Raw genomic sequence first — 21784 nt, 5'->3', positions numbered from 1 at the left:
ACCGTTAGATCCCAAAAAAAAGTTAAATATTTTTTCGTGTTTGGTTAAAAAAGGGGGAGTGGGGAGGTGGGGAGAGTGGGAGATGGAGGGATGGGGAGAGGGGGAGTATGTAAACTACTAACTACTAACCACTAACCACTAACAAATAACCAATGACAAATGACAAATGACAAATGACCATTGACTATTGACCACTGTCTGTGTAAAGGCTGTGATGGGCGATGTAACTTCTCACCGATTCTGGCACTAAGTAGCGGATCGATTTGCGATCGCGACACGAGTTGCGAATCAAACTTGACGAAATTCCTACTAAAGGGATATGCAATAATTGCCACTGTATGCTATAAAACTGGTTTGCTAGTTGTTGCTCCACTTGCTTGCAGATAATTTCGCTTTGGGCTATACACTCACTACTAAGGAATCTGGGTGCGATCAACCAATCGCACTGGGGTGCTAACTCCTGTCCGCGATACCAACGAGGTAAGGTTTGGAATGTATCCAAGCCAACTATCCAATACCAATGAGTATTGGGATAAATAGCTGATAAATCAATCAGGGTATCGATGGCATAGGAAGTTCCCGATCGCAGTTCTTCAACTAGTGAGATGGCAAACGCTGGATTATCTGCGATCGCCATCTGGAGCATGGCCACACGATGTTGAAACAAAGCTGCTTTTTTATGAGGAGGATGGTGCGATGGCACCCAAATTATTTCTTCGAGGGGTACTTGATGCAAAGCTGTTTCGGCTACTATGAGATGTCCCCAATGAATCGGATCGAAAGTGCCACCGAAAATTGCTATTTGCCGCATCCACTCTTTTACTTGGCTTGATTCAATTTCAAAGTAGTTGAATTTCCAATCTACTATTATAGCTAATTTCAGCAAATAAACCAAATTATGTATTTGAAAATACAGTCGTTTGTGTCCCGAAGGTGCAGAAATTCACAGAATAAACATAATATTGGTTTAAAAAGAGAAAAAACTACTAATGAGGTTAAAATCAATCTCAACCAGTAAAATCTGAGCACAAAAATTTACTGATTAGGAACATGAAATTTATACAGAGGTAGTATCGTTAAAAAACAAAATCCTGTTATGATACGCGTGTCATTTGTGAAGATTGTGTGGTGTGGTGTTAGAGGATTAATCAATGAAGAATTCTGTAGACTTTAGCGGTAGACCTTTTCATTTTATTGGTATCGGCGGCATAGGTATGTCTGCTTTGGCATACGTGCTAGCAAAGCGTCAATTGCCGGTTTCTGGTTCGGATCTTCGTCCTAATCACATAACCTGCAAATTGGAATCTATCGGAACTCATATTTTTGCTAAACAAGAAGCAAGCAATTTAGAATTCTTTCGCCCAACAGTCAACGGTAATCAAGTAGTCTTAAATGCTGAAGATGAAGAGCCAAATTTAGAATTGGCACAACTACCACAAGTTATTTGTTCAACAGCAATTAACACAAATAATTTGGAATACAAAGCGGCTTTAGAATTAGGCTGCCCAATATTTCATCGTTCTGATGTATTGGCAGCTTTAATTGCTGAATATGACAGCATTGCCGTTGCCGGAACTCATGGTAAAACCACCACAAGTAGCATGATTGGTTACATGCTATTGCAAGCGGGGTTAGACCCCACGATTTTAGTAGGTGGTGAAGTCAATGCTTGGGAAGGTAACGCTAGGTTGGGACAAAGTCGCTATCTGGTGGCGGAAGCAGATGAGTCTGATGGTTCGCTAGTTAAACACGCTCCGGAAATTGGTATTATCACCAATATCGAACTGGATCATCCCGACCACTACGACAATTTGGAAGAAGTAGTGCAGATATTCCAGACCTTTGCTGAAGGTTGCAAGACGTTAGTCGGTAGCATTGATTGTGCAACGGTGCGCGATCGCTTCCAACCAACAATAAGTTATAGCTTATATCAAGATACAGGTGCGGATTATACCGTTACCAATATAGATTATCGTGCCGATGGCACCACTGCCTTAGTTTGGGAACGGGGTAAAGCTTTGGGTGTGCTAAAGCTACGTTTGCTCAGTCGCCACAACCTCAGCAATGCCCTAGCAGCGGTGGCCGTTGGTCGAGTTCTAGGTTTAGAATTTGGAGAAATTGCTAAAGGACTTGCGACCTTTGAAGGTGCAAGACGCCGTTTTGAATTCCGGGGTGAAGTTGATGGCATCACCTTCATCGATGACTACGCCCACCATCCCAGCGAAATTCGCGCAACTCTGGCTGCTGCACGCCTGCAAGCAAGACCAGGACAAAGAGTAGTAGCCATATTCCAACCCCATCGCTATAGTCGCACACAGGCATTTTTTGAGGAATTTGCCCAATCTTTTACTCATGCCGATGCAGTCATACTTACTGATATTTACAGTGCTGGGGAAGCCAATTTAGGACAGGTTAGCGGTGAACAACTCGCACAAGAAGTTGCCAAGCATCATCCGCAAGTCAACTATCAGGCTAATTTAGATTTGATGTGCGATTTTTTACAGCAAAATCTGCGCCCTGGAGACTTGGCGCTGTTTCTAGGAGCTGGGAATTTGAATCAAGTGATTCCGGAAGTAATCGCAACACTTCGTCAGCCGGCTACAGCCACATCCTGAAGTCATGAAGGAAGTGTTTTTAATGGCATTGACGTTAGTCTCGCAATGCTTCCATTGCCTCAAATTATTACCGTATTTCTACGGTGAATAAACATCAAAATTAAACTAAAATTTTGGTAAATATGAAAATTTCCCAGGCAGCTGTAAATGTCTGCACAAACTCTGGCTTGACTGCAAGTAAAAAACAATCGACTTATTCCGAAAACAAGGAAATTCGCTTACCTGGTACCGATTGCGCGATTAGATCGCAAGTTTATCTGTCAGCATATACTTCCTACAGAGTGGGAGGACCAGCAGAATGGTATATTGCTCCACGAAACATAGAAGCAATGCATGCTAGTGTCAGGTATGCAAAAGAACAAGGTTTACCAATAACAATACTAGGAGCAGGTTCTAACTTGTTAGTCAGCGATTGCGGTATACCGGGCTTAGTCATCGCTACCCGCCATCTCCGTCGAACTCACTTTAACCAGGAAACAGGTCTGTTGACCGTTGCTGCTGGAGAACCAATTCCTGGATTGGCGCTGGAGGCAGCAGAGCGGGGTTGGCAAGGTTTAGAATGGGCTGTGGGTATACCCGGAACCGTCGGTGGTGCTGTAGTGATGAATGCAGGAGCACACGACAGCTGCATTGCAGATATCTTAGTTAGTGCTCAAGTACTTTCACCCGACGGTACACTAGAAACCCTCACTCGTGAACAATTCGGTTACAGCTATCGCACTTCCATTCTCCAAGGAAGCGATCGCATAGTTACCCAAGCAACTTTTCAACTGCAACCAGGAGCAGATCCGGCACAAGTAATCGCAAACACCAAACAACACAAACTGCACCGACTAACAACGCAACCTTACGACAAACCCAGTTGTGGCAGTGTCTTTCGCAATCCCAAACCTTACGCCGCAGGTTGGTTAATTGAACAAACCGGTCTCAAAGGCTTCCAAATTGGTAACGCGCAAGTAGCACAACGCCATGCTAATTTTATTGTCAATTGTGGTGGTGCTAGTTCTTGGGATATTTTTAATTTGATCCGTCACGTTCAATACCAAGTACAAGACCGCTGGTCAATTTTACTAGAACCAGAAGTCAAAATGCTGGGAGAGTTTCCAGTTGTTTGTTGATAGTTGCGATTAAGCAATTATATTTGAGGTTTGTAGTAAGCACTTAAGTGCTTACTACGAACTTTTTATATCTATTTATCCGCATGCACGTAGTCCACAAAGTAAAATTTAGGACTAAGCCAGAATTTCAGCCAAGCGTAAGCTGCTAGACCTAATAGTGCTGTTAAAATCAAAGGTAAACCAAGTTTGACTCGAAGTGCATCAGGAAGGATAGCAACTCCACAAACAGTAATTGCAAAGTATGCCAAAAGTACCACTTGTAAGCGTTGCACAACCTTTAGCGCACCTCGACAGCTACTACAATACTGGGTGTGTTGTTTGTAGCGATCCAAGATTTGTTCGCGATTATTATTGATATCGCGGAATTCTGGAACACTTATGCCAACTTCACTCCACGGTAACTGTCCGTGACAATACTTATCAAACCAATTTCTAAACTCTATTACTAACCTGTCTGCACTGGTAGGTAGCTTATAGGCAGTTTTCCAGCTTTCAGCAGTTTTTCTCTGTTGGAGAAAATACTCTTGCTGCTGTAAAAGAATCATATCTCCATCGATAACCGCATTGCGCTCGCTTATGTGTTCCCACCAACGGGGTGTAAGATGATGGAATGTTTTGGCAAAGTTACGAGTAAACAGAGCTACAATCCTAGATTTACCTGGACAAACTGGCATGCAGTAGGTGATAAGTCCAAACTGTCTTCCAAAATCGCCAAGACTCATAGCATACTCCAAGCGACAAGGCGGTTCAAAAGTGATTGTTGTTTGAAAGCGCCTAGAAGTAGTTGCTTCAATCAAGTTTGGTGTTGATTGCACAATTTTGATCGGGATTGGTTTTGCTTTTTGGCGATCGCCCTGTACCCCATGATGAGCAAAAGGAACATGACTGGGATCTGCTACATTCTCAATCAAGGTTTGCCAGTCATATTCTAAGTCGCGTACAAAAGAAGACCAAACAAAACCTTTGCTTGCATCTAGTTGTGGTGACAGAGGTAAGGGTGTAGTCGCAGCCACATCACCTGATTTAGCATCAAGCCAAACCCAAAGTAAATCCTGTTCCTGACGAACTGGTAATGTTACTGCACATAGGTTTTCTTGATTCTTACTTACAAGTTCAGGATTTTCTGCTTGCGGAATGTGAGTACAAATTCCTTGCTCATCAAACTGCCAACCGTGATAGCTACACATCAAATTGCCCGTTTTGTCATCAATGCGCCCTTCACTTAAAGGCGCAAGTCGATGCGGACATTGGTCTAAAAATACTCGGTAAGTTTCAGAATATTTAGGCTTCCAGATGACTAAGCGGAGTCCTAAAAGGGTTGCTGGTGTTGGTCGTTTTGGGTCAAGGTCTTCTATTGGTGAGATAGGATACCAATTTTGGAAAAAGTTGAATTCAGATTGCATTTTACTGGTGGTGATTTAAATCTTTACTCAGAGTAAAAAACATATAAACTTTGTTGCTAGTCAAGCAAATTTTATTCCAAAGTGCAGCTTGAATGCGATCGCCTATTTTAGGCTATGAACTAAAAAGAGACGCGATCAATTGCGTCTCTACAACAGTATCTATCTAGCGTCCCACCAACTTATCCCGCAGATGCTTTATCTTATCCCGTAACTTCGCCGCTTCTTCAAATTCCAATTTTTTCGCCGCTTCTTTCATCTGCGCTTCTAATTGAGTAATCAATTCTGGAATATTTTCTAACGGCAACTCATCTATATGTTGATCGACTGTTTCTAACTCTTGAGCATTCAACCTTCGTGATACTTCCAAAAAAGACAAAATCGCGTTACTTGATTTTTTAACTATCGGCTGGGGTGTAATTCCATGCATGCGGTTGTATGCCAATTGAATACCACGACGGCGTTCGGTTTCTTCAATGGCTTTAATCATGCTATCGGTGAGGTTATCGGCATACATAATTGCTTGTCCTCGGACGTGACGCGCTGCTCTTCCGATAGTTTGAATTAAGGAACGTTCCGCACGCAAGAAACCCTCTTTATCTGCATCTAAAATTGCTACCAAAGAAACTTCTGGTAAATCTAAACCTTCCCGTAACAAGTTCACGCCAACCAAAACATCAAAGTTAGCATCGCGCAAGTTCTGAATAATTTCTATCCGTTCAATGGAATTAATCTCCGAATGCAAATACCTAACTCTAATTCCATTTTCTTGGAGATACTCAGTTAAATCTTCCGCCATGCGTTTAGTTAATGTGGTAATTAACACCCGTTCGTGGCGGTCTACTCTATCTTTAATTTCACCTAACAAATCATCAATTTGCCCTTCTGTAGAACGGACGATAATTTCTGGATCAAGTACACCAGTTGGTCGAATAATTTGTTCAGCTACATGACCTTCGGAAACTTCTAATTCCCAATCTCCTGGAGTGGCAGAAACAAAAATACACTGGTTTACCTTTGCCCAAAATTCTTCTGCTTTCAAAGGGCGGTTATCAGCGGCGCTAGGTAAGCGAAAACCATGCTCAATTAAAACTTTTTTTCTAGCTTGATCGCCGTTGTACATACCACGAATTTGCGGCACGGTGACGTGAGATTCATCAATTACTAACAGCCAATCTTTAGGAAAATAATCAATTAAACATTCTGGTGGTTCTCCGGCTTGCCTTCCGGCTAGGTGGCGGGAATAGTTTTCGACGCCGTTGCAGTAACCCACTTCGCGCAGCATTTCCAAGTCGTAGCGCGTACGCTGATCTATTCGTTGCGCTTCTAGTAATTTCCCTGCTGATTCTAATTCAGCTTTGCGCTCTTTTAATTCTTGGGCGATCGCATCACAAGCTTCCTCTAACCTTTCTTCTGGGGTAACAAAGTGACGTGCGGGATAGAGGTTCACTGCTTGCAAACTCTGGAGTATTTCACCCGTCACCGGATCGACGTAACGAATCGCGTCAATTTCATCACCAAAGAACTCGATGCGGATAATGCGGTCTTCGTAGGCTGGCCCAATTTCTAGCACATCACCCCGGACGCGAAAACGTCCCCGGCCTATTTCTAGATCGTTACGGCTGTATTGTACTGATGCTAAATCTCGTAAAATTTGCCGTTGATTAACTTCCATTCCTACCTGGAAGGGAATCGCAGCTTTAAGGTATTCTGCGGGAATTCCCAAACCGTAGATACAGCTAATCGATGCAACTACAATAACATCACGGCGTTCAAATAGCGATCGCGTCGCTGAGTGCCGCAACATATCTATTTCATCGTTAATGGAAGCAGTTTTTTCAATATATGTATCGGTGACAGGAATATACGCTTCTGGCTGATAGTAATCGTAGTAACTAACAAAATACTCTACAGCATTGTTAGAAAAGAACTCTCGTAACTCATTACAAAGCTGTGCAGCGAGAGTTTTGTTGTGGGCTAGCACCAGCGTAGGTTTGCCAATTTTCTCGATCGCTGATGCTATTGTAAATGTCTTCCCAGTTCCCGTCGCTCCTAGTAATGTTTGATAACGGTTGCCAGCTTGGATACTAGCAACTAATTGTGTGATCGCTTGTGGCTGATCGCCTGTTGGACTGAAGGGTGCTTGAAGACAAAATTCTGTCATACAAGTTTTGCTGTAAGTAACCTATCTTAATAGTAGCGAATGTACGCTTAGAACAAAGTAGACACCGAGTGTTTATCTTGTTTAGGCAATTTTTGCAATCTTTCTTAAACAATCTTTACACTATTTGATGTTTATTTTTACTTATGTGTAGAGTTTAAATAAACATATACATATACAATAATTTTTAAAGTTAAACTTTGATATATAAGAAAAATTTCACTTCTCAGAAATATTCTAAAAATCACTTAACAATCTAGAGGTGCTGGGTTATGACTGTCAGCAGCAATGGTAAAGGAGTTAGTCCTCGCCAAAAGCGTGCCAAATTAAAGGGGGAAACTACTGTGGAAGTCGAAAACAACCAAAGTCAAAACTCAAATACAGATCAAGCAAATAATATGCCAGTGCAGCTAGAATCATCAAACAAGTTAGAAGTCAGCGATACACTTGCTATTTCTGGAGTGCGTCCCATCGCTGCTAGCGACTTGCAAGTTGCTGAAACAGTTTCAATTTCTGGTGTACGTCCGATTAGCACCAGTAGTTTGCAAGTTGTAGAAACCATGAACATCATGGGTATACGTCCCATCACCGCAAACACAGTGCATGTAGTTGATACTATTAACTTATCTGGAATTCGTCCTATTGCTTCCAGTTCCCTGGTAATTTCTGAAACTTACTCTGTGATGGGCAACCGTCCAGTAGCATCAAATATAATTGATGATTCTGAATCTATGATGGGTTTTCTTGATTAGATAAAACCATAATACCCGTAAATTTATTAACCCGGTTTCTCAAGCAAACCGGGTTTATTTATTGGATAATTTTGTTGATTTTTGATTGTTGGTGATTTAATGCTATAGGACTAGTATTTTATTTTTGAAAAGATACGTAGGGGAGGCAAAAAGGGGTGTGGATTTTCCTCCCCCTTTATTGCCGTTGCGTTACGTCAAAGGCTAACGCACCATTCTATGTTTTTGGTGCCGTACTCTCGCCGATCGCACACCCTACGTGTACTTAGATTTTTTCAATCATCAAACCGGATTCCTATAACTACTGAAAGGGTGAATTTAGTCGTGTATTTGTGTGCCTGAAAGACAGGATATTTCTTAAAACCAACCCCTACTAACTATTCCCTATTACCTATTCCTTATTCTCTATTTTTATCTCTCTTTGAGCATAGTAATTAATATACCTAGCGGAAGAAGTAGATAGCAAAAAACATAGGTTAACTTGTAAATATAAACACAAAAACATTCAAGATTGATTGTCAATTCTTGATGTTTATATTATGAAATAAGGAGTACCAAAATGAGCTTAGAAGATAGAGCAAAAGCTACAGGTAAAAATGTAGAAGGTAAAGCTCAAGAAGCATGGGGAAACGTTACTGGCGACCCACAAGATAAAGCAGAAGGAAAAGCAAAACAAGCAGAAAGTGAAGTACGTCACGGTGTTGAAGACGTGAAAGATAACGTCAAGAAAAAGCTTGACTAGAACTACATTTTTAGCTGCGTATCAACAAAATGATTCCGGGTGCATTCTACTTTAGTGAAAAACTACCCGAACTATAATTAACGCGCTTTTTTTCGCGCGGTTTCTGAGAAGTCCGCGTCAGCGGACTTTTTATTTACTGCCAAATTTGTAGGTAATAAGGCATAAATCTACTAATTTAGTGAATTTTAGTCTTCACCACTGTTTTCGAGGAGGCGACAATAATGAGTCTGCTACAGCAGAGTCGCAAAATTTTGACGACTTTTGCTTTAATTTTAGTCCTGACGATTACGACTGCTTGTGGCGGTAATGTCTCTCAAGTTGACCGCACTACACCTCCACCAGGAGTTGGTCGGGATGTAACTTATTCACAATTAGAGCGAGGAAATACCGCTGCGGGACAAACTTTTGGTGACTGGGTTGTGCAAACATCTCGAGGGTTAGTTAAAGATGCTTATGTGCGCGATAACAACAAGTTAGGTGTTGTTATTTCCCCACAAGTTCGTCCAAATGAAGTACGTCCTTTAGCAAGATCCCTCGTTGAAGGTTTTCGCAAGAATTTCCCCAATCAAGACTTAACAGTTTTGGTATATGCACCCGACAAACAACTGATTTTGACAGCTAGGTATGATGTCCAAAGCAGGCAAATTCAGTACAGCTAGGAATTGATGTTTGTTGTTTGTTGTTTGGTGTTTGGTATCGTAACGACCAACTACCAACATTAAGAAAAGGAGATTAGTACAGTGACTAGCAGTGAAGAGTACAAACGCCAAATAATGAGAGATTTGGCTCAAGGGGATGTTGAATCGCTAGATGATGTTCCTAGCGATCCATCACAGCAGTATCAAAACTTTGATGATTTTGCTCAACGTAGTACGTTGGATCAACGTCGCCAAATGTTTGAACGGTCTTTACATCCAGACCGCATTCCTCCCAGCCAAATGGAACCGGAACTACAAAAGGCGATCACTAATATTAAGCCAAATGAACGGGATGATGTAGCTCGTGCCTTTTTCAAACACTTCAAACAAAGAGGACTGGACGAACGTCATTTAGAGCAACAGCTTGGTCTTTCTACTCGCAACCCCAACCGCATGAGTGCTGATGATGTCAGCAAACTGGCCTCTTTTGCTTATCACAACCACCCCGACATTTTCCGAGAAGTGCTGGCAGAACAACCAGCTATTATCAAGTTTCTCAGCAATCCCATTGTGGGAGCTATTTTAGGACTTGCTGCGGCCAAGTGGTTAGGTGGTCGTAACAAATAAGCCTTGGGTGTTGAGTGCCAAACAAAAAAACGAGGGTTGCAATCTATGCCCTCGTTTTTTGCTCATGTTCTTAAACTTACACTTATTATACTTTTTAGCAAATTTGCTACTAGTAGTTTTACTGCCATATTTTAATATTTGTAATATATAGTGATAATACTGCTATAAAATCAATTGAGTACGCGCCGCGCAATGATCTGTTATGTTGTTGGGCATTTTTATTCTGAAAATGCCTTATCCTTTTGCTTTAGAGTAGTGCGATCGCAATCATTGGTGGGATTTCATCAATATACAAACACGACACTATAGGTAACTAAAATGACTCAGTACAACTATACTCATTAGTGTCACCGTAAAGACACTTACATACCGTTTGAACTTATTAATTTTACTTTACCTAAACTTTACAAAATCTTTAACTAAAATATCTTATGTAAGTCCTATAAAGTTTGATTTTTACCAAAATTCAAACGTTTTTGAGTGTGAATTTTTTGTAAAATTTAGTAGGTGGCGTTTATTTCTACTATAAAATTAGTATCGCTTATTACTAAACTTCTTGGAAATCAAATTTAAAAACATCGCTAAGAGCTATAAAGTTAATGCGATTGTTTGGGTTTCCATGATGTTTATAAGTCCTTATTATCAGGGGCACTGCGATAGGGAAACAAATCTCCTGTCGCTATAATTTTAAAGTGCAACTGCTCAGAGATACTTAACGAAATCTCACTCCAGGGAGAATCTACCATCAATTTTTATATTCGTTAGGGGAGTGAGTTCAATGACTGGATTTCAGCTCGGAAAAAAATTAGGCAAGGCTGATTCTAGGGCAGCATTGAATAAATTTCAGATGAGAAAAAAGTTGCTAAAGGCTACAAATGTAGCGACACTTGCTGCTGTTGTAGTGGCGACGATTAGCGCAGGACAGGCTCAGGCAGGTGTTATTGGCTTTGACGATTTGCCTGAATCTAAAATTGCAATCGATAATGGCTACGCAGGATTGAATTGGCATAATTTTTATTACCTTAATACTTCGACTTATGAATACAATCCTTCGGGATATGCAAATGGAACAGTTTCAGGTTCAAATGTAGCCTACAATGCTTTTGCAAATCCAGCTGCTGTAAGTATTGATAGTGGTGCATTTAATTTCAACAGTGTTTATTTAACAGGAGCTTGGAATGATGATTTGGATATTCTAGTAGAAGGTTTCTTAGATGGGGAATTAAAGTACTCAAGAGAAGTAACTGTAGATACAAATGATCCTGAAGAATTTCAATTTAATTTCTTGGGTATAGATTTTTTAAGGTTTACTTCTTTAAATAGCGGTACTCCTGCTGGGTATCAAGGTAGAGGTTCTCATTTTGTGATGGATAACTTTAACTACAACACAACAAAATCTGTCCCCGAACCTTTGACAATATTAGGTTCATTAACAGCAGGAAGTTTTGGTTTGGCTTTACATCGGAAATACAAGCGCAAAGAACAGCAAAATAAGCCACTTGATTAATCTGCGAAAACAGGGATGAGATTACTAAAAGCTTGAGAAAAAAGCCGCTGCAAGAAGAAATGAGAACTACCAAATTAACAGCAGTCAAGCGACTGTATAACCAAAAATTTTGGCTGTTAGCAATAGGAGCAGGTTTAGTTGCAATTCACCTAACTCTCACTTGGAAATCAGAAAATTCTGATCTTTTAGGTACAAGTTTTTTATATTGGCTAGCTGTATGTTTTTTAGTTTTTGAAAAACACGATAATTTAAATCTAGAAAGCGGAATTGTACCAAGTTTTTTAGGTTTATCATTAATTGGGATAGCACTCATAAAAAGTGCAACTATGACCAGTTTTGGAGGATTTTTATACCTCTTACCTCTAGTTTTTGCCCTTGGTCTTGCCTTGATAGCTTCTGGCTTTAAAGGATTGAAGCAGTATGGAGGTGAGTTACTGGCGCTATTTTTTATAGCTTTACCAAAACTATTACCAACTGAGCTAGTTAATATAACACCATTCACTGCCAAGCTATCGGCTTTTATGCTTTGGTATACAGGCTTTGAAGTGAATCGTTCTGGATTGAATATTTATTTACCAAATGGAAGTGTAGAGGTAGCTAGTGGCTGTTCGGGTATAGAACTTATTTCGCAGATGTTGGGATTAGCACTTCTTTTCTTGTTGATGTTTCCGCAAAAACGGAAGCAAAAAATCATTGTACCAATCGTAGCTGCTACATTAGGATTTATTGTCAATTCTGCACGAGTTGCACTCATGGCTTTTATAGTGACAAAAGACGATATGGATGCTTTTGACTACTGGCATAGTGGAGATGGATCTCTTATATTTTCAATGATTGCTGTTCTGCTTTTTGGTTTATTCTGTTGGTTTTTAATTGAACATAATGAACCTAAAAATAAAGCCTCTAGGTCGTCATAAAGCAAATGAGGATATGGAAAAAACTCCGCCTTTCATTATTAATTTTAACTAGTGGTAGCATTTTTTTTGTTTTAGGGCTAGTTATTCTGTTGCCGAAACAATACAATCGTACAGCTACTCCCATTATTTTCCCAGAAGCAGTATCGATACCAAATTGGCAATTTAAATCTAGTAGTTCTCTCCCTCTGCTCGCAGAAAATTATCCTGAACTAATTGCCCAAAGAAATTATCAGTATGCTCTCAACAGTTCGCCCTTAGATATTGAAATGCGTTATGTCAAAACCTCAATGGGAGATGTTAAAACACTCATTAGAAAATACACAGAAATTTCATCATTTGATGCTATGCGTCAGCAAGAGGGTGTAGGCTACTATGGGCTAGGGTTTGACCAAAAAAGAGCTTACCTAAGTGCTTGTATTAATCCTGAAGGTAAAAGTACTTTTGATGGTAAACAGTTTAAACAACATCAGCAAAAATCCGATCGACGCTGGCAGCGTTTATTGCCTTGGTTATTGGGTCAGGAGAAACTAACAAACGATAGGTACTGTCTTTTGGCTCATTTATCGATTCCTTTAAACGCTTCTTCTCCAGAAGCTGCCTATAAAGTCTTGGAAAAAGCTTGGTTTACCTGGTATCAAGATTGGCGTTATCGTTTGCCCAAACATTGAATTTTGGACAACTGAATTCTTTAGTGTAATATTTCGCAAGGAAAATGACTAAATCTAAAGGCGAGAAGTTCATTCCTCAACAATTTGTTTTAACACAAGAAAGTTCGCTAGTTATTATGCGATCGCTAGGCTATGGTCTATTGATATTATCTTTATTTGATTGGATAGCAATGTTTATCCCATCAAACTTTATGAACCCTGTTTGGGAATTTCAAACTTTAGGAGCAATAGTAGAACGTGTACCTGTGCCTTTAATTGGGCTAGCACTGATATTTTATGGAGAACTGCATTCACGAAAAACATGGGAATTTCCAATTTTGAAATTCTTATCTTGGCTCACTTTATTATTTACACTATTGTTTATACTACTAGTCCCTTTAGGAATTTTTAATACTATCCGGCTCAATAACCAAAATGTGTCGCAAATTAATAACATATCCAAGCAACAAATTACTCGCGCTCAAGAGTTGGAAAAGCAGCTGAACCAAGTTACACCTGAACAAATAGATAAATTTCTCAAAAACCAAGGTCGCTCATTAGAAGGTAAGAAACCTGAAGAAGTTAGAAATATACTTTTAACGCAAGTGTCTCAAGCTAAAGAACAGATCAAGAATCAAGCAGAAGCTGCTCAGTCTTTTCGAGGGCTAAACTTAATCAAGACTTCCGTGAAATGGAATCTTGGTGCTTTAGTAGCTGCTGTTTTGTTTTTTGGTTTTTGGAAAGGAACCGATTGGTCAAGAATTAACTAGCAATAGTTAGTGGTTAGTGGTGAGCCAGCGCGCTCCAAAGGGGGTTCCCCCCATGAGCGACTGGCGTAGACGCCCATCAGGGCGGCTTCTCGTAGAGTACCCGGAGGGTTAGTGGTTAGTGGTTAGTGGTTAGTAGTTGGTAGGGGCGGTTTTAACACACCCGTACAGTGGTATCAAAAAAATAAAGGGCGATTAAAAGCGATCGCCCTTTGTTTTTATGATTTAGATTAGGTTTTATCCCTAGTCTCCAGTCCCTTCTTAAACCTTGGCTAGTTCAGGTGTGGGACGCTTGCTGTCACGAATAGCTGCGATCGCCTCTTTATAATCCTTGGCGTTAAACACAGCGGAACCAGCTACAATCGCATTTGCTCCAGCTTCCAAAACTTGCCAAGTATTATTTGCTTTCAGTCCTCCATCCACTTCGATCCAGGGATCAAGTCCGCGTTCATCACACATCTGACGCAACTTGCGGATTTTGGGAACTACACTAGGAATAAAGCTTTGACCGCCAAAACCAGGGTTAACGCTCATAAGCAATACTAAATCGCAAACATCCAGCACATACTCAATCAATTCCAAAGGTGTGGATGGGTTGAGTACAACACCAGCTTGTTTGCCAAGTTCTTTGATTTGGCAGAGAGTACGGTGTAAGTGTGGTGATGCATTATGCTCGCAATGCACAGAGATAATATCTGCACCAGCCTTGGCAAAGCCCTCTACATACTTTTCTGGTTCCACAATCATTAAGTGGACATCCAATGGTTTTTTCGTAACCGGACGAATCGCCTCCACTACCAGAGGACCTATTGTAATATTAGGTACAAAGCGACCATCCATCACATCAACATGAATCCAATCTGCTCCCGCCTCATCTACGGCGCGTACTTCTTCTCCCAGACGACTAAAATCGGCTGATAGGATAGATGGAGCAATCACAATCGGTTTTTTAGATAGGGTTTCGGTCATGGCTAGTGGATATTTATGCGTCCTTTTCTGTAAGTATTGTAACAAGACTTGAGTAAAGGCTCACTAGTTTGATATGGCCTTCTTTAGAAAGATGTGGTGTAGACGCCTCTAGGGCGACTTCCCCTAGGATTGAGGAGAGTAGAGAAAGTGGGAGGAGTGGAGTAAGTCGGGGAAGAATAACTAATGACCATTGACCATTGACCATTGACTCTTAACTCTTGACTCTGTAGAGACGTGCCATGGCACGTCTCTACAACTCTTGACTTTTTACTCTTGACTATGGTGAAAAATAAAAGCTGGATCTTTTGGGGATTAATTGCTTCCTGCTTGGGTATGCCAGTAATTGCTTTGGAAACTTCCATAAGTATTAACGGCATAGATGCTCTTAGGCTACATAAACCACCGTATAATTTAACTGGTCGCAAGATTGCCATTGGTCAAGTGGAAATTGGGCGGCCAGGTAAGTTTGGCGTGGATAAAGCCGTCTCTAAGAATCGTTCTTTGAATTTAGCCGGTGTCTTTTTACGCAATGGCCCTGCCAAGTCAAATAGTGGTGTTGATCCTCACGCCTATAACGTTGCTGGGGTGATGGTCAGTACAGATAAAGCCTTCCCAGGGATTTCTCCAGGGGCACGGCTATACTCATCTGCTGTCGGTTCCACTAAAATGGGTCAACCAGAAGAGTGTTTGTCTGCACAGCACATTGCCTTGCAAAATAGCGGCGATATTCGTGCCATTAACTTTAGCTTTGGCGAACCGTTGAACCGCGATCCACGACCGGATGCTGTTTTGGATGGAAACGCCTTGCTAACCCAATGCATTGATTGGTCTAGTCGCGTTCACAATGTCCTGTATGCGGTTGCTGGCAACCAGGGTAAAGGAGGAATTCCTATCCCTACCGATAATTTTAATGGAGTAAACGTGGCTTTTTCCTCTCGTCGGGGAGGAATTTTTAATAAAGTAGACGTTTCTAACTTAGTGGCGACTACTGAAGCTATGTCCCTTCGCTTGGCCGGAAAGGAAATCAATCTGGGACCGCGTCGAACCATCAGTTTAGTTGCTCCTGGTAGTAACATTCCTCTGCTCAATCCAGATGGTAAATTGAATAAGGTCACGGGTACTAGTTTTGCTGCCCCTCACGTTACAGCTACAGTTGCCCTATTGCAAGAGTTTGGCGATCGACAACTGCGGACAAAACAACCGAATTGGAGTCTTGCTTCTCGCCGACATGAAGTGATGAAGGCAGTGTTAATGAACTCGGCTGAGAAGATCAAAGATGCTGGTGATGGTTTGCGCTTAGGAGTAACCAAGACACTAATTGACAAGCAAAATCAAGATTGGTTTAATTCTGACGCTTATAAAAACCCCAAAATTCCCTTAGATTCTCAAATGGGAACAGGTCATTTGAATGCGTATCGCGCTTATCAGCAATTTAGTGTCGGTCAATGGAATCCATCACAACCTGTACCGACCGTTGGTTGGGATTATCGTAATGTTAATGCTGGGTCTTATGTAGAATACGTTTTAGCAAAACCATTACAGCAGCAGAGTTTTGTTTCCATCACCTTGGCTTGGGACAGATTGGTGGAACTAAACGATAAAAATAATAATGGTCAGTTTGATGCCGGGGAAGATTTTCGCGATCGCGGTTTGAACAACCTTGATATCTATCTAGTTAAAAACGATACGACAACTGCGGATACAGCCACTGTTTGCGCCTCCATCAGTGAAGTCGATAGCGTAGAACACATTTTTTGTCCTGTCCCCACTACAGGCAATTATAAAATCCGCGTCCAGTTTGCCAAGCAGATAAACCAAGCGACTCAGCCTTATGCCTTAGCCTGGTGGACTGTACCCGCTAGGTAGGGATGGGGGGAGTGGGCATTGGAAATAACCACTAACTACTAACCACCAACCACCAACCACCAACCATTCTCAATAAAATTGTTGCCAAAACTGTAACCACCAAATGGCTGTGTCAGCTGAAATGTCATAGTCAATTAGAACACTATGGCATGTGGTGTGAAAACATGAAGCAGAAATTTAGTAGTGCTTGGGAAAATTTCCTACAAAGACGTTATGCTGTTCGTTTGGGAAGGCGCTATGCTCTAGCAGCTGCCAGTGTAGTTCTTATGAGCGTGATTGGATGTTCCCAAGTCAATGGTAGCACAAGCGTTTTTGCTCAATCGAGTCCGCCTCGCTCAGAATCTCCTATGCCTCAAAAATCTGTCTTGCCTAATACTAAACTCATTACTGCTAATACAAAGTTTGGCTTTAAACTTTTTTCAGAAATTCTCAAACAAGACAGCGATCGCAATATTTTTATTTCACCTACCAGCGTGGCGATCGCTTTAGACATGACCTACAACGGTGCTGGTGGCAGTACGCAACAAGCAATGGCGAAGGCACTCGAGTTACAGGGGTTAAGTGTGCCAGAAATTAACTCCTCTAACGCGGCTTTAAAAGTGCTTTTAGAAAATCCCGATCCACAAGTTCAACTAAGTATTGCTAACTCGCTGTGGGCAAATCAAGACGTTAGCATTAAACCTGATTTTCTCAAAAGAACTCAGGATTTTTATCAAGCTAAAGTGACAAATTTAAATTTTAAAGATGCAAGTGCGCCTGGCATTATTAACAATTGGGTTAATGAAAAAACTAGTGGCAAAATTAATAAGATAGTTGAAAACATAGAACCCGACCAGGTGCTATTTCTTCTCAATGCAGTTTATTTTAAAGGCAAATGGAATAATGAATTCGACAAACAGCAAACTGCCCAATACCCTTTTTATATAACATCTGGTAGTCAGAAACAACACCCGATGATGTCGCAAAAAGGTAAATATAAATACTATGAAAACGAGCAATTTCAGGCAGTAAGTTTGCCTTATGGCAAAGAAGCTAAAATTAGCTTTTATGTTTTTCTACCCAAACAAAACTATAACCTTAAATCTTTCTATCAAAATTTAAATGCTGAAAACTGGGAAAAATGGATGTCTCAGTTTAGCCAGCAAGAAGGTTTTATTCGCTTGCCCCGCTTTAAAATGGATTATGAAGTGACGCTCAATAATGCTCTGAAGGTCTTAGGTATGGGCGAGGCTTTCACCAATCAAGCGGACTTTTCTGGCATCGGAGAAAATCTCGCCATTAGCGATGTTAAACATAAAACCTTTGTAGAAGTAAATGAAGAAGGTACAGAAGCTGCTGCTACTACTTCCGTAGGAATAGTAGCACTATCTTTACCTGTTAATGAACCATTCCGGATGATTGTTGATCGTCCGTTTTTCTGTGCTATTCGCGACAACCAAACAGGTAGTATTTTATTTATGGGTTCGATTGTAGACCCACAAGCGTAAGATAATAGCCCAAATCAAGAGTTAAGCTGTGGGAAGAAATGCTTCTGGCGAACGGGTGCGCCTACCTCTAGCAAACGAATGTTAAACCGACTGCGGGTTAATACTCTCTTTTGTACTTGTTTCCCCTATTGGTTTATGGCAAGATTCTTCTGTTTGCTCAGAAATATTAACAACAGCCTCCCCGGACACTAAATTTTCTCCCATCTCGCTTTGATTGGACATAACGTTAGGACGCAAGGCACTTAAAGCCGTCTTAATCACTACAGCAGTGGGTACAGCTAAAATTACACCCAAAATACCGCCTATCCTTGCTCCTGTCAAAACTGAAATTAGTGCCCAAACTGGGTTTAAACCCGTAAAACTGCCTAGAATTCGAGGCCCGATTAAGTTTTCTAGAATTTGCTGCACGATTACCGCTGCAATTACTACCCTCACTCCCATCCAGAAATCTAGTAGCATCACCAATATCGTAGTTATGGCGATACCTACAGAACCTCCGTAGGGAACAAGAGCCATAATGCCAATACTTAAGCCAAATAGCAGACCAAATGGCACTTTCAGCCATAAAAAGGTAGGAATCAGAGCTGATGCCATACAGGTAGATAAAATCAATTGAGTGATAAAGAAATTTTGAAAGCTGAGGCGTACTGTTTGCGAAAAAGCGTCGCGAAATTTGCTTGGCAACCAATCTACCAAACTTTGCCAGAGTTCATCGCCATGCTGCAACAGATAAAAAGTCAAAACCATCGTCAGCAGAAAGTCCAGCAGGCTGGTGAAAGTGACTACCGCCAGATTCAAAACTTGTCCGGCGATCGCCTGCAATTGTCCCTTAACGCGATCGTTGATTTGCACCAATAGCGCATCAAGATTAATAGGTAAACCCATGCTTTCGGCTTTCTCGTTCAAGAGCATCAATTGGGAGCGTCCAGAGTCAATCAATTCCGGTAAACGCGCCACCAACTGTTGAGCTTGGGTGAGAGCGAGAGGAACGAGTGTAACTCCTAATGCTAATAGAATCGATAAAGCCAATAAAAATACTAAAATGGCAACTTGCTCTCGCCTTGCACCATGACGCTCCATCCAACTTACAGGATAATTGAGCAGAAACGCTAGCACAGAGGCTGCAACTAAAATGACAATCAGCGAATGGAAGTAATGAAAAATTACTGAAATCGCCCAGCCATTGAGTACCAAAAGTGGGGCGAACAGAGCGATCGCGCCTATTCGAGCTAACGGTGTGAACGTCTGCCACCAGTCTAAGAGCTTGCGTGTCTGCATCTGCCGATTGCGGGATACAACTGAATATAGTCCTTCTTTAAAGCCTATTATCTCTGACTACATTACTCTGATTCATCCGTCTAATTTAGGATTGCACTCAACCATATGGATAACTTTGAACCAATTGATGAATTGTCTTTGTCAAATAAGAGGAAAGAAGGACATGAGGACAGGTCGACAGATCGCCACGGAGATTTTAGTGACAATATCTCCGCGTCATCTTCCCTACACCTAGTTTGGTATTTGATTCCCATTCTTGGCTTTTTCCCATCTCTGTGGACTCTTTATCGTCGCCAAGGCAGTAGGGAACAACTTGCCACCAGTCGCCTGTCAATTACTCTAGCTATTTTCTGGCTGTTGGGCTACCTGTTTTTAGCAACTGGGTCAGCAAATTTAGATTTTATGTCGATGCGTCTACTGATTCTAAATACCTTTTTGACCTCTAGTTACTTTTTGGTGAGTCTGTGGTTGATATTTCTCACAATTCAGGGCAAGTCCAAACGCCTACCAGTTTTTAGCCGCTTTGCTGAAGAAGTAATTGATAAGTATTTGTCCTAAATCCTACTTTAGGGTGATGGCAATTGATAATTTTAATGATGCTTAGATCTATTTTCTAAAATTTCACATATTAATTTCTCAAGCTATCTAGCCAAAACCAGCGTGATGTTGCCATACTTCATAATTAAACGCATAAAAGTCTTGCAATGAGCCAAAAAACCGCAGAATTACAGCTAGAAGTATTTTGGATAACACTTATGTACGCAATTTAGCACTAAATAATAAAGAGTTGGCTATTATAGTCAGAATTCATCTGTTTTCCTAAAAGCAGATTTACCAAGTATTGTTCAGCAAGTGTGAGGAAGTCTGTGACCATCAAAAAAGGTTCTGCGCCAGAAAACCATTCCGCACGCCGCTCTAAATCAAGGAAGAAAAATAGCATTAATCCAAAATCTGGACGTTGGCTATGGTTTTGGATGGGCATGGGTGGTATTGCGTTGGTTTCAGCAACTGCTGGGGCGCTGTTGGCAGTTTCTTTAAGCAGTACACCTTTAATGCAAGCTAGTCTCAGTGCAGATGAGGCGGCTGTTTTTGGTAGCGATCGCATTTCTGGAGGTGGACTGCGATTCTCAGAATTAACTCGCCCTGTGACTATTTTAGTGATGGGGATGAGCGTACTGCCATCGGATGTCCAAAACCCTCCTGAGGAAACTAAAAATCTTGGATATCTGCCTCAGGTGAACTCCTTTGATGGTCTTGCCGATGTGATGCTTCTGATCAGGTTTGATCCAGAGAAGAAAAAAATGGTCATGCTTTCCATCCCTAGAGATACACGTGTAGAAATAGAAGGGTATGGCAAGAAAAAAATTAACTACACTAATGTGCAAGGCGGGCCCGCTTTATCTGCTAAAACGGTTAGCAAGCTCTTGGGTGACGTGGGAATAGACCGCTATATGCGGATTAACGTCTTGGGAGTTGCCAAGCTAATTGATGCCTTGGGAGGAGTGACGGTCTATGTCCCCAAAGATATGAAGTATCAAGATGATTCCCAGCACCTGTACATCAACTTGAAGAAAGGCAAGCAGCATCTCAATGGCGATCAAGCCCTGCAACTTTTACGCTATCGTCATGATGAAAATGGCGATATTGGGCGGATTCAGCGGCAGCAAATGGTCATCCGGGCTTTAATAGATCAGAGCCTTAACCCTACAACTGTGGCACAACTACCTAAAATTCTCAACGTCGTCAAAGAAAATATTGATACCAACTTAACAGTTGAAGAATTATTGGCATTGGCAGGTTTTGGGGTGCGAACAAATCGTTCCAACATGCAAATGTTGATGTTACCTGGTCGATTTAGCCAAAAAGAAGAATTTGAGGCTAGTTATTGGTTACCAAGTCGCCAGCGTATCAAAACTATGCTGTCTCAGCACTTTGATGTACCAACTGATACTTTCCCTCAAGCAATTGACCCAGGCTCACTCCAAGTAGCGATTCAAGACAGTACGGGTAGCGAAGACACCGACCTCACACCTTTGATCGAAAACCTGCAACAAGCTGGCTATCGTAATGTCTATGTAGCTAAAAGCTGGGGTGAACCTCTAGATGTAACTCATATTGTCGCTCAACAAGGAGACGGCGACAGTGCGGAATCAATTCGCGGTACTTTGGGATTTGGAGAAGTACGGGTAGAGAGTACTGGTAATCTTGGCTCTGATATCAGCATCCAAGTTGGTAAAGACTGGTTGCAACAACAAGATTTGCTTGAACAACCAAGCCAATATTAGGAAGGCACAAA

General features: G+C 41.3%; 20 protein-coding genes. 14 read left to right on the top strand and 6 right to left on the bottom strand.

The window, feature by feature from the left end:
* Positions 1-184: 184 nt before the first annotated feature.
* Positions 185-811 (bottom strand): nicotinate (nicotinamide) nucleotide adenylyltransferase, encoded by a 627-nt coding sequence (gene nadD / locus FIS9605_RS0105370; RefSeq protein ID WP_026731664.1) that lies wholly within the window; start codon positions 809-811, stop codon positions 185-187.
* 340 nt (positions 812-1151) lie between these two features.
* Between nadD and murC the strand changes: the two genes are divergently transcribed.
* Both murC and murB read left to right on the top strand, forming a co-directional pair.
* On the top strand, positions 1152-2615 hold the full coding sequence (gene murC / locus FIS9605_RS0105365) for a UDP-N-acetylmuramate--L-alanine ligase (protein ID WP_026731663.1): 1464 nt from the start codon (positions 1152-1154) through the stop codon (positions 2613-2615).
* Positions 2616-2737: 122 nt separating this feature from the next.
* Positions 2738-3733, top strand: a complete 996-nt coding sequence (gene murB, locus FIS9605_RS0105360; RefSeq protein WP_026731662.1) for a UDP-N-acetylmuramate dehydrogenase — start codon at positions 2738-2740, stop codon at positions 3731-3733.
* A gap of 71 nt (positions 3734-3804) precedes the next feature.
* Here the strand turns inward: murB and FIS9605_RS0105355 are convergent, their stop codons facing one another.
* Together FIS9605_RS0105355 and uvrB are read right to left on the bottom strand one after the other, a co-directional pair.
* Positions 3805-5136: an aromatic ring-hydroxylating dioxygenase subunit alpha gene (locus tag FIS9605_RS0105355; protein ID WP_026731661.1), complete on the bottom strand. Its 1332-nt coding sequence runs from the start codon at positions 5134-5136 to the stop codon at positions 3805-3807.
* A 163-nt stretch (positions 5137-5299) separates the two neighbouring features.
* Positions 5300-7297, bottom strand: coding sequence for an excinuclease ABC subunit UvrB (uvrB, locus tag FIS9605_RS0105350; protein ID WP_026731660.1), 1998 nt, complete (start codon positions 7295-7297; stop codon positions 5300-5302).
* A 269-nt stretch (positions 7298-7566) separates the two neighbouring features.
* Between uvrB and FIS9605_RS0105345 the strand changes: the two genes are divergently transcribed.
* The 8 genes from FIS9605_RS0105345 (at position 7567) to hpsJ-A (ending at position 13891) form a co-directional block, all read left to right on the top strand.
* A complete protein-coding gene (locus FIS9605_RS0105345; protein ID WP_026731659.1) occupies positions 7567-8046 on the top strand; it encodes a hypothetical protein in 480 nt (159 codons plus the stop codon).
* 556 nt (positions 8047-8602) lie between these two features.
* A complete protein-coding gene (locus FIS9605_RS0105340) occupies positions 8603-8785 on the top strand; it encodes a CsbD family protein (protein ID WP_026731658.1) in 183 nt (60 codons plus the stop codon).
* 221 nt (positions 8786-9006) lie between these two features.
* Positions 9007-9444, top strand: coding sequence for a hypothetical protein (locus FIS9605_RS0105335; protein ID WP_026731657.1), 438 nt, complete (start codon positions 9007-9009; stop codon positions 9442-9444).
* Between the two features lie 81 nt (positions 9445-9525).
* A complete protein-coding gene (locus tag FIS9605_RS0105330) occupies positions 9526-10050 on the top strand; it encodes a hypothetical protein (RefSeq protein WP_026731656.1) in 525 nt (174 codons plus the stop codon).
* A gap of 778 nt (positions 10051-10828) precedes the next feature.
* Positions 10829-11557, top strand: a complete 729-nt coding sequence (locus FIS9605_RS0105325) for a PEP-CTERM sorting domain-containing protein (RefSeq protein WP_026731655.1) — start codon at positions 10829-10831, stop codon at positions 11555-11557.
* 59 nt (positions 11558-11616) lie between these two features.
* Entirely contained in the window at positions 11617-12474 is an 858-nt protein-coding gene (crtA, locus tag FIS9605_RS0105320; RefSeq protein ID WP_026731654.1) for a cyanoexosortase A, read from the top strand.
* Positions 12475-12479: 5 nt separating this feature from the next.
* Complete coding sequence (locus FIS9605_RS0105315; RefSeq protein WP_026731653.1) at positions 12480-13142, top strand: cyanoexosortase A system-associated protein; 663 nt, start codon at positions 12480-12482, stop codon at positions 13140-13142.
* A gap of 44 nt (positions 13143-13186) precedes the next feature.
* Positions 13187-13891 (top strand): HpsJ-like protein, cyanoexosortase A-associated, encoded by a 705-nt coding sequence (hpsJ-A, locus tag FIS9605_RS0105310; RefSeq protein ID WP_026731652.1) that lies wholly within the window; start codon positions 13187-13189, stop codon positions 13889-13891.
* Between the two features lie 258 nt (positions 13892-14149).
* Here the strand turns inward: hpsJ-A and rpe are convergent, their stop codons facing one another.
* On the bottom strand, positions 14150-14857 hold the full coding sequence (gene rpe, locus FIS9605_RS0105305; protein WP_026731651.1) for a ribulose-phosphate 3-epimerase: 708 nt from the start codon (positions 14855-14857) through the stop codon (positions 14150-14152).
* Between the two features lie 83 nt (positions 14858-14940).
* Positions 14941-15219, bottom strand: a complete 279-nt coding sequence (locus FIS9605_RS43880; RefSeq protein WP_197036056.1) for a hypothetical protein — start codon at positions 15217-15219, stop codon at positions 14941-14943.
* Between FIS9605_RS43880 and FIS9605_RS0105300 the strand changes: the two genes are divergently transcribed.
* Both FIS9605_RS0105300 and FIS9605_RS0105290 read left to right on the top strand, forming a co-directional pair.
* Positions 15137-16723 (top strand): S8 family serine peptidase, encoded by a 1587-nt coding sequence (locus FIS9605_RS0105300; RefSeq protein WP_026731650.1) that lies wholly within the window; start codon positions 15137-15139, stop codon positions 16721-16723. The genes FIS9605_RS43880 and FIS9605_RS0105300 overlap by 83 nt on opposite strands.
* Before the next feature lie 164 nt (positions 16724-16887).
* Entirely contained in the window at positions 16888-18210 is a 1323-nt protein-coding gene (locus FIS9605_RS0105290; protein ID WP_026731649.1) for a serpin family protein, read from the top strand.
* A gap of 81 nt (positions 18211-18291) precedes the next feature.
* Here the strand turns inward: FIS9605_RS0105290 and FIS9605_RS0105285 are convergent, their stop codons facing one another.
* Positions 18292-19488 (bottom strand): AI-2E family transporter, encoded by a 1197-nt coding sequence (locus tag FIS9605_RS0105285; RefSeq protein ID WP_026731648.1) that lies wholly within the window; start codon positions 19486-19488, stop codon positions 18292-18294.
* A gap of 105 nt (positions 19489-19593) precedes the next feature.
* Here FIS9605_RS0105285 and FIS9605_RS0105280 point away from each other — a divergent pair, with 105 nt between their 5' ends.
* Both FIS9605_RS0105280 and FIS9605_RS0105275 read left to right on the top strand, forming a co-directional pair.
* Positions 19594-20046 carry a hypothetical protein gene (locus FIS9605_RS0105280; RefSeq protein WP_026731647.1) on the top strand — a complete coding sequence of 151 codons (453 nt, stop codon included), beginning with the start codon at positions 19594-19596 and terminating at the stop codon, positions 20044-20046.
* A 308-nt stretch (positions 20047-20354) separates the two neighbouring features.
* Positions 20355-21773 (top strand): LCP family protein, encoded by a 1419-nt coding sequence (locus FIS9605_RS0105275; protein WP_026731646.1) that lies wholly within the window; start codon positions 20355-20357, stop codon positions 21771-21773.
* Positions 21774-21784: the final 11 nt, after the last annotated feature.

The sequence above is a fragment of the Fischerella sp. PCC 9605 genome (assembly GCF_000517105.1).
Taxonomy (GTDB): domain Bacteria; phylum Cyanobacteriota; class Cyanobacteriia; order Cyanobacteriales; family Nostocaceae; genus PCC9605.
This window is presented reverse-complemented; position numbering and strand designations above follow the sequence as displayed.